This window comes from Isoptericola luteus, from assembly GCF_020297055.1.
In the GTDB taxonomy this organism is placed as follows: Bacteria; Actinomycetota; Actinomycetes; order Actinomycetales; family Cellulomonadaceae; genus Isoptericola; species Isoptericola luteus.
This window is the reverse complement of sequence record NZ_JAIXCQ010000009.1, coordinates 138,203-150,135: the sequence shown is the minus strand read 5'-3', so window position 1 is coordinate 150,135 and position 11,933 is coordinate 138,203. Positions and strand designations below refer to the sequence as shown.

Below are 11,933 nucleotides of genomic sequence, written 5' to 3'. Positions count from 1 at the left end.
TAGCCTCGCGGGCCTCTAGCCTCGCGGGCCCGGCTTCACGAGCTTGGCCGCGGCCACCGGGTCGGTCTCGCCCGTGCCGTAGGACGGGCACCAGCGGGCCACCGGGCAGGCGCCGCAGGCGGGCTTGCGCGCGTGGCAGACCCGCCGGCCGTGCCACACGAGGTGGTGGCTGAGCATCGTCCAGTCCTTCTTCGGCACGAGCTCGCCGACCTCGTGCTCGACCTTGACCGGGTCCTGTTCGGTGGTCCAGCCGAACCGGCGGGCCAGGCGGCCGAAGTGCGTGTCGACCGTGATCCCCGGGATGCCGAACGCGTTGCCCAGCACCACGTTCGCCGTCTTGCGGCCGACACCGGGCAGGGTCACGAGGTCCTCGAGCCGCGCCGGCACCTCGCCGTCGAACCGCTCGACGAGCGCCTGACCGAGGCCGATGACGGACCGTGTCTTGGCCCGGAAGAAGCCGAGCGGGCGGAACAGCTCCTCCATCTCCGCGGGGTCCGCGGCCGCGTACGCGGCCGCGTCCGGGTACCGCGCGAAGATGGCCGGGGTGGTCGCGTTGACCCGCACGTCCGTGGTCTGCGCGGACAGGACGGTGGCGATCAGCAGCTCGAGCGGCGTGGTGAAGTCGAGCTCCGCCCGCGCGTCCGGGTAGGCGGCCGCGAGCTCGCGGTCGATGCGGCGCGCGCGGCGCACGAGCGCGAGCCGGGACTCCCCGGTGGGCGCGGCGGCGGACTTCGAGGAGGCTGTGGTCGGCGTCGTCGGCACCCTGGCAGCGTAGCGAGCGCCGCCGACAGGGGCACCGCCGCTCCCCCGCCGCACCCGGCGGCGCGCGAGGGTGCCGTACCGGATCTTCGACGCGATTTGGTGCGGTGAGGCAGACTGAGAACTGGAACACAATCCCTTGACATCCTTGGACGACCCGCCCCGCCATCGGGACGGACGCCCCCGACCACGTGAGGAATCCTGTGGACGACACCACCGTCGTGCTCTCCGCCCCCCTCTTCGCGGACATGGAAAGCGAGGAGACGCAGGCGCTCTTCGAGTCCATGGTCCCCGTCGAGCTGAGCCGGGGCGACGTCCTCTTCCGTGAGGGAGAGCCGGGCGACCGCCTGTACGTCATCGCGCAGGGCAAGATCAAGCTGGGCCGCCGTTCGAGCGACGGACGCGAGAACCTCCTGTCCATCCTCGGCCCCGGCGAGATGTTCGGCGAGCTCTCCCTGTTCGACCCGGGCCCCCGCACCGCCACCGCCTCGTCGGTGTCCGACGCGCTCGTCTACGAGCTGCGCCACCACGCGCTCGTGGCCTGGATCGGCGCGCACCCGAGCGTCGCGACGACGCTGCTGGGCGCGCTGGCCCGCCGCCTGCGCCGCACCAACGAGACGCTCGCCGACCTCGTGTTCTCCGACGTCCCGGGCCGGGTGGCGAAGGCGCTGCTCGACCTGTCGACCCGCTTCGGCGAGCCGAACGACGACGGCATCCGCGTCGCGCACGACCTCACCCAGGAGGAGCTGGCGCAGCTCGTCGGCGCCTCCCGCGAGACGGTGAACAAGGCGCTGGCCGACTTCGCCACCCGCGGCTGGGTGCGTCGCGAGGGCCGCGCCGTCGTGCTGCTGGACCTCGACCGCCTGGAGCGCCGCGCCCGCTGAAGCCGACCGCGGCCAAGCGCGAGACACCACGAAGGGACGGACCGTAGCGCTACGGTCCGTCCCTTCGTGCGTGACGCCTCGCTAGCTCCCCGGGGCGAGCTCGACGATCAGCTCCACCTCGACCGGCGCGTCCAGCGGCAGGACGGCGACGCCGACGGCGCTGCGGGCGTGCACGCCGGCGTCGCCGAAGATCTCGCCGAGCACGGTCGAGGCGCCGTTGAGCACCCCGGGCTGCCCGGTGAACGACGGGTCGGAGGCGACGAAGCCGGTCACCTTGACGACGCGCGCCACGGCGTCGAGCGAGCCGGTGAGCGAGCGCACCGCGGCCAGTGCGTTGAGGGCGCAGGTGCGCGCCAGGTCGGCGGCGGTCTCCGCGGTGACGACCTCGCCCACCTTGCCCGTGACGGGCAGCGCGCCGTCGACGAACGGCAGCTGGCCGGCCGTGAAGACGTACTGGCCGGAGCGCACCGCCGGCTGGTACGCGGCCACGGGGGCCGCGACGTCGGGCAGGGTGATGCCGAGCTCGGCGAGCCGGGCCTCGGCGCCCGTGGCGGCCGTCACCGGTCGCCCGTCGGTCGCTTCAGGTAGGCGACGAGGTTGGTGCTGTCGGGGCCGGGAACGACCTGGACGAGCTCCCACCCGTCGGCGCCCCACTGGTCGAGGATCGCCTTGGTGTTGTGGATCAGCAGGGGGATGGTCGCGTACTCCCACGTGGTAGCCATGCGGCGATCGTAACCAGCCGGGACGCGCCGCACGCACCGGGGGCCCGGTCGCGCCCCCGGTGCAGTGCCACGAGCGGTGGGCCCGGGGGCGGACGGTTCCCACCGCGTGGTGACGAGGAGTCCACAGGACCTGCACACCCGGTGGCGCCGACCGGCCTGCTCCGCCCCGGGACGAACCCTTACCCTGGTAGCCATGGCCAATCAGGACCCCCGTCGCATCACCCGTACGATGCCTGCGACGCAGCTCGTGGCGCTGCTCCTCGCGTTCGTGCTCGCGGCAGTGGCGGGCGGTGTCCTCACGGCCGGCCTGGTGATCCCCTTCGCCGCAGGGGTCAACGCCGCGGCCGACAGCACGGTGGAGATCTACGACGAGCTCCCCGCCGAGCTCGAGCCGTCACCGCTCTCGCAGCAGTCCCGCATCTACGCGAGCAACGGCAAGCTGTTGGCCACGTTCTACGCGCAGAACCGCATCGTCGTCTCGCTCGACGAGGTCTCCGAGCCGATGAAGAACGCCGTGATCGCCATCGAGGACGAGCGCTTCTGGGAGCACGGCGGCATCGACACGCGCGGCATGACGCGCGCGCTGGCCAACAACCTCTCGGGCGACGCGACGCAGGGCGCCTCGACCCTGACCCAGCAGTACGTGAAGAACATGCTCATCGAGCAGGCGCTGCAGGACGACGACCCCTTCGGCGTCATCGAGGCCAAGGAAGACACGGTCAACCGCAAGCTGCGCGAGGCCAAGATGGCGATCTCCCTCGAGCAGAAGATGAGCAAGGAGGACATCCTCCAGGGCTACCTGAACGTCGCCCAGTTCGGGAAGAACCAGATCTACGGCGTCGAGACGGCCGCCCAGTACTACTTCTCCAAGCACGCCAAGGACCTGAACGTCGTCGAGGCCGCGACGATCGCCGGCATCACGAAGTCCCCCGCCCGGTTCGACCCGACGGCGAACCCGGACGACGCCCTCGAGCGCCGGAACCTCGTGCTGCACAAGATGTGGTCGCTGGGGTACATCACCACGCAGGAGTACGACGAGGCCAAGGCGCTGACGATCAAGGAGAGTCTCGACGTCACGCCCGTCGAGGTCGGCTGCAGCGCCGCGAAGAAGGCCGAGTTCTTCTGCGACTACGTCACCAAGGAGATCGTCCTCAACCCCGTCTTCGGCGAGACGAAGGGCGAGCGGCAGGACCTGCTGTACAAGGGCGGGCTGGAGATCCACACCACCCTCGACATGAAGCTGCAGAAGAAGGCCGTCGAGGTCGTCAAGGAGGCGGTCGCCCCCGGCGACGCCAGCGGCCTGCAGTCCGCCATCGCGTCGGTCGAGCCCGGCACCGGCGAGATCCGGGCGATGGCGCAGAACATCCCGTACACCCCTGCCGCCGGCAGCGACAAGCTCACGACCCGGGTCAACTACGCCGCCGACCCGCTGCACGGCGCGTCGGGCGGGTTCCAGGTGGGCTCGAACTTCAAGCCCTTCGTCCTGGCCGAGTGGCTCAAGGAGGGTCACACCCTCAACGAACGCGTGACCGCCAACAAGGTCAGCCGCGTGGTCGGCACCTTCAACACCCCGTGCATCGGGTCCCTGGGCGGCGACGTGTGGGAGCCGGGCAACGCGGAGGGCGTCGCATACGGGTCCATCTCGGCGCTCCAGGCGACGTACGAGTCCGTCAACACCGCGTACGCCTCGATGGGCTTCGAGCTCAACCTCTGCAGCCTTCGCAGCACCGCCTGGGACATGGGCTTCCGGCCCACCCGGTCCTCGGACAACGACGGTGCGGTCGTCACCACCCCGGAGGAGGACAGCATCGACATCGCGGCCCCGATGGTGCTCGGGACGCAGGAGTCGACACCGCTGTACCAGGCAGCCGCGTACGCCACGCTCGCCTCGGGCGGCACCTACTGCGAGCCCATCGCGATCACCTCCGTGACCGGGCCGGACGGCGAGGAGCTCGAGGTCCCGGGTACGAGCTGCGACAAGAACGCCTTGCCGACCAACATCGCCAACACGGTCGTGTTCGCCATGGAGAAGGTCTTCTCGGGCACCGGTACCGCGCGGCGCCTGGGTGGGCTCGCCGACGGCCGACCGGTGGCCGGCAAGACGGGAACCTCGAACGCGTCGGCGCAGACCTGGTTCACCGGGTTCACCCCCAACCTGTCCACCTCGGTGTGGGTGGGCAACGCCGACAAGCCCAACGAGGACCACACGAACGGCAACGTGGTCAACGGCCAGTTCCACCGGGTCCTGTACGGCTCGACCCTCGCGGCGCCCGCGTGGAAGAAGTTCATGGACACGGCGATCCAGGACCTTCCCGTCAAGGACTTCGGTGCGCCCGACCAGTCGCTCATCGGCGCCCCGCCGAAGGCGCCGCCGCCGGACGACTCCGACGACGACTCGGGTGACGACAAGGGCAACGACAAGGGCAACGACGACAAGGGCGACGACGACAAGGGGCGTGACGACAAGCCCGGTGGCGGCGGAGGCAGCGACGGCAGCCCGGCCGGCACGTCGTCGGCGAACGCTGCCAGCGCCTGGGACAGCTTCGCCCAGACGGGACGGGACAACTGACCCCCGCGGGGGCCCGCGCCCGACGCGTCCTCGGCGGGGTCGCCGTCGTCGGACTGGCCGGGCTCGCGTACGCCCACGTGGAGACCAAGCTCTTCACGCTGCGCCGGGCCACCGTGCCCGTGCTCCCGGCGGGCGAGCCCGACCTGCGCGTGCTGCACGTCTCGGACCTGCACCTGACCCCGTCGCAGCAGCTCAAGATCGACTGGGTGCGATCGATCGCCGCGACCGACCCGCACCTCGTCGTGAACACGGGCGACAACCTGGCTCACCGTGACTCCCTCGGGCCGCTCCTGCACGCCCTGGAGCCGCTGCTGGACGTGCCCGGGGCGTTCGTCCTGGGGTCCAACGACTACTTCGAGCCCGTGCCGAAGAACCCCGCGCGGTACCTCCTGCCGGACGCCCGGGTGGCGCCGCGACGCCCGCCGTCGCTGCCGGCCGCAGAGCTCGCCGCGGCGATGCGCGACGCCGGCTGGAAAGACCTCACCAACCGGCGCGACGTCGTCGTCGCCGACGGCCGCCCGTTCTCCCTCGTGGGGGTCGACGACCCGCACCTGGACCGCGACGAGTTCCCCGCCGGCCGGCCCGACGACGCGGTGCTGCACCTCGGCGTCACGCACGCCCCCTACCGGCGGGTGCTCGACCAGATGCACGCCGACGCGGCCGACGTGGTCCTGGCCGGTCACACCCACGGCGGTCAGCTGCGCGTGCCCGGCTACGGCGCGCTGGTGACGAACTGCGACATCGACCGACGACGCGCCAGCGGACTGCACGGCTGGCCCGGCGCACGACCCGACGACGCGGACGGCGCGGGCTCGACCTGGCTGCACGTCTCCGCAGGTGCGGGCACGTCCCCGTACGCGCCCGTGCGGTTCGCGTGCCGACCCGAGGCGACGTTGCTCACCTTCACCGCCGCCTAGCGGATCTCGTTTTCGTCCTGGCCGGATCGTCGGCTATTCTAGGCAGGCTTCCGCACGCAGGGCAGGCCTCAGGGTGATGCCTATGGGCGTGGGAGCAGTCCTTCGGGGTGTGGCGCAGCTTGGTAGCGCGCTTCGTTCGGGACGAAGAGGTCGCAGGTTCAAATCCTGTCACCCCGACCAGCCGAAAGGCCCTCTGACCAGCGGAAACGCTGAGCGCAGGGGGCCTTTTGCTTTGCCCCGATGCCCCCAGAACCCCCGGTGCTGTACTAACTGCTGCACTACGCATGGGTTCGGCTCCCCTCCCCCGGCAGCCTGAACAGCGGTTCCATGTGCCAGTCCGGCCCGACGTCGTCGACGGCGGCGAACTTGTTCATGAAGGTGGCGCCGGTCTGGATCACGGGGCGCAACTCGTGGCGGTAGATGCGTTCCGTCGTCGACGTGTCCGAGTGCCCGACGACGTGAGCGATCTGCTCGACCGCCGCACCACCCGCCGACATGAGCGAGACGAACGAGTGCCGAAGCTCGCGCGGAGTCCAGTCGTCAGGGTTGACGCTCGGGACGGAACCCAGCGCGGCCCGGAAGCCCCGGCGCACGTTGGCCGGATCAAGCGCGGTGCCGACCTTGGTCGTGAAGACGAGTCCGGTGTCCTTCCAGTCGGCTCCCGCCTTCACGCGGTCGGCCTCCTGTTCCCGATGACGACGGCGGAGGAGGTCGGCCGCGAGGTCTGGCATCGCGAGGGTGCGCCTGGACTTCTTGGTCTTGGTGTCCCCCGACTTCCGCACCGAACGCCAGACCGCGACCGTCGCCGGCTCAGCGTCGAGGTCGACTCGATCCCAGGTCAGCGCCCGCATTTCCTCCGTGCGGACCCCGACCAGCATCGAGACCACGATGTACGCGTACATCCAGTGAGCCTTCGTCAACGTCAGGACGTCGAGGGCCTGGTGTTCTGAGCATTCGGCCGACTACGGCCAGCATCAAGGGCGCCTACGGCGTCGCTCCGCGATGGGCTACGCCCACCCTTGACCCAGACCTCCGTCAGCCTCTTGTGCTCCACTGTCGCCGCAGCGCCTCCGAGTGTCCCCGCCGGAAATCCTTCGGGCACCAGGCTGGCCACCGATACGTTGTTGGCGTGCAGCATGACGACCGGCCATTGCTCCGAGTTCCGACCCCGAGCGGGCTGACTCTGGAGTTCAAGAGGTCCTTCCCCTACGGCCCAGATGACCCCTACGTCGGCGGAATGGTCATGCGTGCAACAGGTGGCGGCGTGAGCGTCGAACATGAGGTTCTTCTCGGAGGCTCCAGAGACCTCGTGGGCTTCTTCCACGCCATGTACGACGACTTCCGCGGCTGGACCGGCGAGCGTGTCTGGCAGTCCTTGGAGAGCGAACTGCGGATCTCCGCACGGCACGACGGCCACGTGCACTTGCGCTGGGATCTGACGAATGCACCATACGAGCGGGAGCACTCGTGGAGCTTCGCAGTGACGACACAGCACGGAGCCGGCGAGGACGTTCGCCGACTGGCCGACGGCTTCCATCACCTCTTGGCCTGACCCACGCATCCGCGATCGTCCACGGTCGCTGCGCTGCTGTACTAACTGCTGCACAAACTATCCGACGATCCGCGAACAGCAGCGGACGAGAAGCCGCAGGATCCCGCGCGCGAGCGACCGCAAGGATGCCTCGGATTCCATTCGGGACGAAGAGGTCGCAGGCTCCAATCCTGTCACCCCGACCGACAGGAAGGCCCTCTGGCCAGCGGAAACGCTGCGGCGCTCGCCATCCTGGACGCACTCGAGCCGCTGGTCCACGGCGTCGAGGAAGAGTTCTACGCCACCAAGCGGGCCCGGCCCTGGCACGGATCGAGATGCGCGACCCGGACGACTGGCCCATCCTCGCTGTCGCGCTCATGTTGGAGTGCCAGGTGTGGACCGAGGACAACGACTTCTTCGGTACCGGCGTACCAATCTGGACCACCGACCGTGTGGGGATCTACCTCGCCGACGACGGGTCGGACCAGGGTCCGAGCACGACGAGCCCGTGACCCCGCCGGGGGGCAACTGGGGGATTGTCGATGCGACCAGCGGCAAACGCCAGCGAACGACACACCTGCTCTGGCTCAAGGAACAGATGGGTCGACCGACGGACGACTGCGGCGCCGCGCTCGCGCGCGGCACGTGATGTCCGGCTTTTCTTCTCCTCGACGACGACATCACCGTGCTTGAATGCCGATGCGTCGCGCGGCGACGGGCGAGGGTCGAGGCAAGGGAGGCGCCGGATGTCCGATCCGACGACGCTGCTCTCAGAGCGGTTGCATGCGGCGGGGATCACGGATGTCGTCGCGGTCGAGCCCGCGACAGGCGGACTCGCGGCGGTCGCGGGTCTCGCGCGCCGCGCGGGCGGCACGTCGATCTTTGCCAAGACGTTCGCCGAGCAAACTTTGGACGGCGCCTTGGAGGCGGAGGCGGAGGGTCTTGTGGCTCTGCGCACGTTGGGCGGCGTCACGACACCTGACGTGCTTCACGCCGACCGAGACCTGCTCGTGCTGTCGATGCTGTGTCCCCGGCCGAGCACCGAGGCCCTCTGGGAGCAGCTCGCGCACGCGCTGGCCCACCTGCACACGACCACCGTCAGCTCCCGGTTCGGGTGGCACCGCGACAACTGGTTGGGGCGCCGGCGGCAGATCAACACCTGGGCAGACGACGGTTTCGAGTTCTTCGCCCGGTGCCGACTGCTGCGTTGGCTCGACGAACCCCGCGTACGGGCCGCTCTCGACGCCCCCGACAGGAGCGCACTGGAACGGTTGTGCGCCAGACTTCCGGAGCTGCTTCCCGACGCGCGCGCCTGCCTGACGCACGGCGACCTGTGGGCCCAGAACGTCCTGGCCACCCCCGACGGGCGGCCTGCGCTGATCGACCCGGCCGTCTCGTACACGTGGGCCGACGTCGACCTGGCCCACCTCTGGACGACGGCACCGCCGCCCGAGGCGCAGCGCTTCTTCGACCTGTACGCGGAGCTGACGTCGCTCGACCGCGGCTGGCGCGACCGCATGCCGATCCTTCAGCTCCGTCAGCACCTGGCGGTGCTTGCGCAGTTCGACGACGACTGGGGTGCCGGAGACATCGTGCGCACCACGCTGGCCCCGTTCCGCAAGTGACCCTGATCGCGGCGCGCTTCGCTGCGCGCAGCGAACTGCGTCCGACGTACGGACCCGCTCCGGCTCGATCCCACCGGAAGGCTCTCTGACCACGAGCGATGCTGGGCGGAGGTTCTTCCGCCGTCCACGGACCGGCGGTGCGTTGCAGCCCCGACCAGCGGGGGTGAGACTGGTCGAGGCCCGGTGACCTTCGCCGCGGCCATCTGGAGGCGCTCCGTGTCCATCGAGTCACCCACCGAGCCGGTCGTCATCGTCGGCGGAGGCCTTGCGGCCGCCCGCGCGGCGGAGGCCGTCCGCGCGCAGGACGCCGGCATCGACGTCGTGCTCGTCACCGCCGAGCGGCACCAGCCGTACGAGCGCCCGCCGCTGTCGAAGGAGTACCTGCGCGGCCAGGCCGAGCCGGACGCGGTGTTCCCCCTCGAGGAGTCCTGGTACTCGGAGCAGAGGGTGGAGGTCCGCACGTCGGCGATGGTGGTGGGTCTGGACCCGGCGGCGCGCCGGGCGACCCTCACGGACGGTACGGTGCTCCCGTTCTCGCGGCTGCTGCTGGCCACGGGTTCGACGCCCCGCTCGCTCGGGGTGCCGGGCCACGAGCTCGCTGGCGTGCACACGTTGCGCACGGTGGACGACGCGGATCTGCTCGCCGGGATCCTGCTCAACGCGTCCCTCGAGGGGGCGGAGCGGGTCGTGGTCGTGGGAGACGGCTGGATCGGTACGGAGGTCGCGGCGTCGGCGCGCACGCTCGGGCTCGACGTCTGCCTCGTGGGCCTCGCCGCGAACCCGCTCGAGGCGGTCCTCGGCCCGGAGCTCGGTGCCCTGTACGGGGCGCTGCACACCGAGCGCGGCGTGGGGCGCCACCGTGGCGAGGCCATCGCCCTCACCGGTGAGAAGGGCCGCGTGACCGGCGTGGACCTCACCGGCGACCGGCACCTGGAGGCCGACGTCGTCGTGATCGGCGTGGGCGTGACCCCGAACATCGGGCTGGCCGTGGCCGCGGGGCTGGAGCTGCGGCCCGCGGCGCAGGGTGGCGGCGTCGTCGTGGACGGCTCCCTGCGCACCTCGCACCCGGACGTCTTCGCGGCGGGCGACATCGCGTCGATCCCGTCGCCGCACTACGGCCGCCCGCTGCGGGTGGAGCACTGGGCGGTGGCGCAGGAGTCGGGCGCCCACGCCGGCCGCGCGATGCTCGGCGACGACTCGCCCTACGACGTCCTGCCGTACTTCTTCAGCGACCAGTTCGACGTCGGCATGGAGTACAAGGGGTTCGTCGACCTGCGTGCGGGCGGCTACGAGCTGGTGATCAGCGGATCGACGGAAGATCGCGAGCTGGTCGCGTTCTGGTTGCGCGACGGCGCGGTCCACGCGGGCATGGCCATGAACGTGTGGGAGCGGATGGACGACGTCGAGGAGCTGATCCGTTCTCGGCGGGTCGTGCCGCGCGACGAGCTGGAGGCGTTCACCGGCTGACCGGGGCGGTGCCTGTGCACCACCTGCACGGGAGCGGCACCGGCCGCCCCTGAGAATCTGGCACCATCGGCGCCGTGACCCGTACCCGTGCCGTCGCCGTGATGCTCCTCGTCTCCACGATCGGCATGGTGCTCGCGCTCGTGTGGCGCTCGGTGGTGGAGCCGCTGCCCGGACCGCTGCAGGACGTCGCCGCGCGGGTGGAGCTGGTCCCCGGGGTGGTGGGCCTCGACACCGAGGACACGACGTCGGCCGGGTTGTCGCAGGATCCGGTCACGTTCGTGGACTGGACGGTACGGCTCGACCCCGCCCTCTCCCCCGCCGCCGCGCAGTCGGCCGCGAGCGCCGTGACGTCGGAGGCCCGGGTGCCCGCGTCGCTGGAGTCCTCCACGGTGCTGGCGCTGACGTTCACGACGGGCCCGACCACGTCGGCCGGCGACGAGACGATGCGCCTCCGGTCACCCGACGAGGGCGCGGTCGCCCTCGCGTACTCGCTGTTAGCGAGCGGGGCGTCGACGGTGGACGACTCCACGGTCACCGTGCCGGACGCGGCCCGGCTCGCCCCGGCGGCCGCCGTCGTCGAGCACGCCGACGAGGGCGGCATGTTCCGCCCCCCGAACCGGCTGCGCACCGGCGACGACGCCGTCGTCTACGACGCGGGCCTGGTGCCGCGCGCGGCGACGGCCGGGCTCGTCGCCGACGTCGCCGCGTACCCGGGCGTCACGCGGGTGGCGTTCACCTGGGAGCAGGTCAGCCCCAGCGAGCTGCGCATCACCACGACCTCGCCGACCGGGTCCGACGACGCCCGCGCCCTGGCAACGCTGCTCGACGACGCCCCCGAGTCGACGGTGGTCACGCCGACCGGGTACACCCTGGTCGCGGACGACGGCTCGCAGACGACCGGCTGGGTCGCCGGCCTCGAACCGCCCCGCACGGTGCCGCACTCCGTGCCGCTGCCGGACGACGTCGAGCAGTGGCCCGCCGACGCCGACGCCCCCGACTGCACGGGCTCCGACCTCGAGCTGACCCTGGGCACGCCCGACGCGGCGCTCGGGAGCAGGTACCTCGGTGTCGAGGCCCGCAACATCTCGGCCGCTCCCTGTGCCGTCGACGGCGTACCGGACGTGGTGTTCCGCGACGCCGACGGCGAGGAGCAGGCCGGGGTGCGGTTCGTGGCCGCCGCGCCGGGCGTGGTGCCGGGGCGCGTCGTCGTGCCGCCCGGCGAGAACCTGCTGGCCACGCTCGAGTGGGACGCGATGTCGACGGCGAACGACCCGGACGTCACGACCGCCCTCGACGTGACCCCTGTGCCGGGTGCCGACCCCGTGCGGCTCGTCCCCGAGATCCCGGCCGGCGCAGGGACCTCGGCCGGGCCGACGACCCTCGACGTCCTCGACGGCGCGGAGGTCCAGATCGGACCCTGGGCGCAGGGCGCCGACGGCTGGTCATGACCGCGCCCGGT

At 71.2% G+C, this 11,933-nt stretch carries 12 protein-coding genes and 1 tRNA gene; 9 read left to right on the top strand and 4 right to left on the bottom strand.

Translation table 11 applies throughout. The features are described 5' to 3' along the window. Window positions 1–15: 15 nt before the first annotated feature. Complete coding sequence (gene nth / locus LEP48_RS13670; protein ID WP_225566146.1) at window positions 16–762, bottom strand: endonuclease III; 747 nt, start codon at window positions 760–762, stop codon at window positions 16–18. A 245-nt stretch (window positions 763–1,007) separates the two neighbouring features. Here nth and LEP48_RS13665 point away from each other — a divergent pair, with 245 nt between their 5' ends. Continuing rightward, window positions 1,008–1,643, top strand: a complete 636-nt coding sequence (locus LEP48_RS13665) for a Crp/Fnr family transcriptional regulator (protein ID WP_225566190.1) — start codon at window positions 1,008–1,010, stop codon at window positions 1,641–1,643. A gap of 81 nt (window positions 1,644–1,724) precedes the next feature. Here the strand turns inward: LEP48_RS13665 and LEP48_RS13660 are convergent, their stop codons facing one another. Together LEP48_RS13660 and LEP48_RS13655 are read right to left on the bottom strand one after the other, a co-directional pair. Beyond that, window positions 1,725–2,204: a RidA family protein gene (locus LEP48_RS13660; protein WP_225566145.1), complete on the bottom strand. Its 480-nt coding sequence runs from the start codon at window positions 2,202–2,204 to the stop codon at window positions 1,725–1,727. Then, complete coding sequence (locus LEP48_RS13655) at window positions 2,201–2,365, bottom strand: Sp36 family protein (RefSeq protein ID WP_225566144.1); 165 nt, start codon at window positions 2,363–2,365, stop codon at window positions 2,201–2,203. The genes LEP48_RS13660 and LEP48_RS13655 overlap by 4 nt, the downstream gene beginning before the upstream one ends. Before the next feature lie 193 nt (window positions 2,366–2,558). On the opposite strand from LEP48_RS13655, the gene LEP48_RS13650 reads away from it, so the two are divergent. From LEP48_RS13650 to LEP48_RS13640, 3 genes are all read left to right on the top strand, one after another. Beyond that, complete coding sequence (locus tag LEP48_RS13650) at window positions 2,559–4,934, top strand: transglycosylase domain-containing protein (protein ID WP_225566143.1); 2,376 nt, start codon at window positions 2,559–2,561, stop codon at window positions 4,932–4,934. Then, window positions 4,931–5,851: a metallophosphoesterase gene (locus LEP48_RS13645; RefSeq protein WP_422723842.1), complete on the top strand. Its 921-nt coding sequence runs from the start codon at window positions 4,931–4,933 to the stop codon at window positions 5,849–5,851. The genes LEP48_RS13650 and LEP48_RS13645 overlap by 4 nt, the downstream gene beginning before the upstream one ends. 103 nt (window positions 5,852–5,954) lie before the next feature. Then, window positions 5,955–6,031 (top strand) — tRNA-Pro (locus LEP48_RS13640). Window positions 6,032–6,129: 98 nt separating this feature from the next. On the opposite strand, the gene LEP48_RS13635 is transcribed toward LEP48_RS13640, so the two are convergent. Continuing rightward, a complete protein-coding gene (locus LEP48_RS13635) occupies window positions 6,130–6,753 on the bottom strand; it encodes a site-specific integrase (protein WP_225566141.1) in 624 nt (207 codons plus the stop codon). A 227-nt stretch (window positions 6,754–6,980) separates the two neighbouring features. Between LEP48_RS13635 and LEP48_RS13630 the strand changes: the two genes are divergently transcribed. The 5 genes from LEP48_RS13630 (at window position 6,981) to LEP48_RS18860 (ending at window position 11,922) form a co-directional block, all read left to right on the top strand. Beyond that, complete coding sequence (locus LEP48_RS13630) at window positions 6,981–7,403, top strand: DUF6228 family protein (protein WP_225566140.1); 423 nt, start codon at window positions 6,981–6,983, stop codon at window positions 7,401–7,403. Between the two features lie 314 nt (window positions 7,404–7,717). Next, complete coding sequence (locus tag LEP48_RS18535) at window positions 7,718–7,894, top strand: PIN domain-containing protein (protein ID WP_255641375.1); 177 nt, start codon at window positions 7,718–7,720, stop codon at window positions 7,892–7,894. Window positions 7,895–8,128: 234 nt separating this feature from the next. Next, window positions 8,129–9,007 carry a fructosamine kinase family protein gene (locus LEP48_RS13620; protein ID WP_225566138.1) on the top strand — a complete coding sequence of 293 codons (879 nt, stop codon included), beginning with the start codon at window positions 8,129–8,131 and terminating at the stop codon, window positions 9,005–9,007. 216 nt (window positions 9,008–9,223) lie between these two features. Further along, the gene (locus LEP48_RS13615) at window positions 9,224–10,474 is read left to right on the top strand and encodes an NAD(P)/FAD-dependent oxidoreductase (protein ID WP_225566137.1); all 1,251 of its coding nucleotides are present in this window, start codon (window positions 9,224–9,226) and stop codon (window positions 10,472–10,474) included. A 74-nt stretch (window positions 10,475–10,548) separates the two neighbouring features. After that, window positions 10,549–11,922: a DUF4232 domain-containing protein gene (locus LEP48_RS18860; protein WP_225566136.1), complete on the top strand. Its 1,374-nt coding sequence runs from the start codon at window positions 10,549–10,551 to the stop codon at window positions 11,920–11,922. Window positions 11,923–11,933: the final 11 nt, after the last annotated feature.

Excerpts from the sequence above, each read along its gene's own strand:
- LEP48_RS13620 (WP_225566138.1), top strand. The coding sequence starts at position 8,129 with ATGTCCGATCCGACGACGCTGCTCTCAGAGCGGTTGCATGCGGCGGGG.
- LEP48_RS13655 (WP_225566144.1), bottom strand. The coding sequence starts at position 2,365 with ATGGCTACCACGTGGGAGTACGCGACCATCCCCCTGCTGATCCACAAC.
- LEP48_RS13650 (WP_225566143.1), top strand. The coding sequence starts at position 2,559 with ATGGCCAATCAGGACCCCCGTCGCATCACCCGTACGATGCCTGCGACG.
- LEP48_RS13665 (WP_225566190.1), top strand. The coding sequence starts at position 1,008 with ATGGAAAGCGAGGAGACGCAGGCGCTCTTCGAGTCCATGGTCCCCGTC.
- LEP48_RS13635 (WP_225566141.1), bottom strand. The coding sequence starts at position 6,753 with ATGTACGCGTACATCGTGGTCTCGATGCTGGTCGGGGTCCGCACGGAG.
- LEP48_RS18535 (WP_255641375.1), top strand. The coding sequence starts at position 7,718 with ATGCGCGACCCGGACGACTGGCCCATCCTCGCTGTCGCGCTCATGTTG.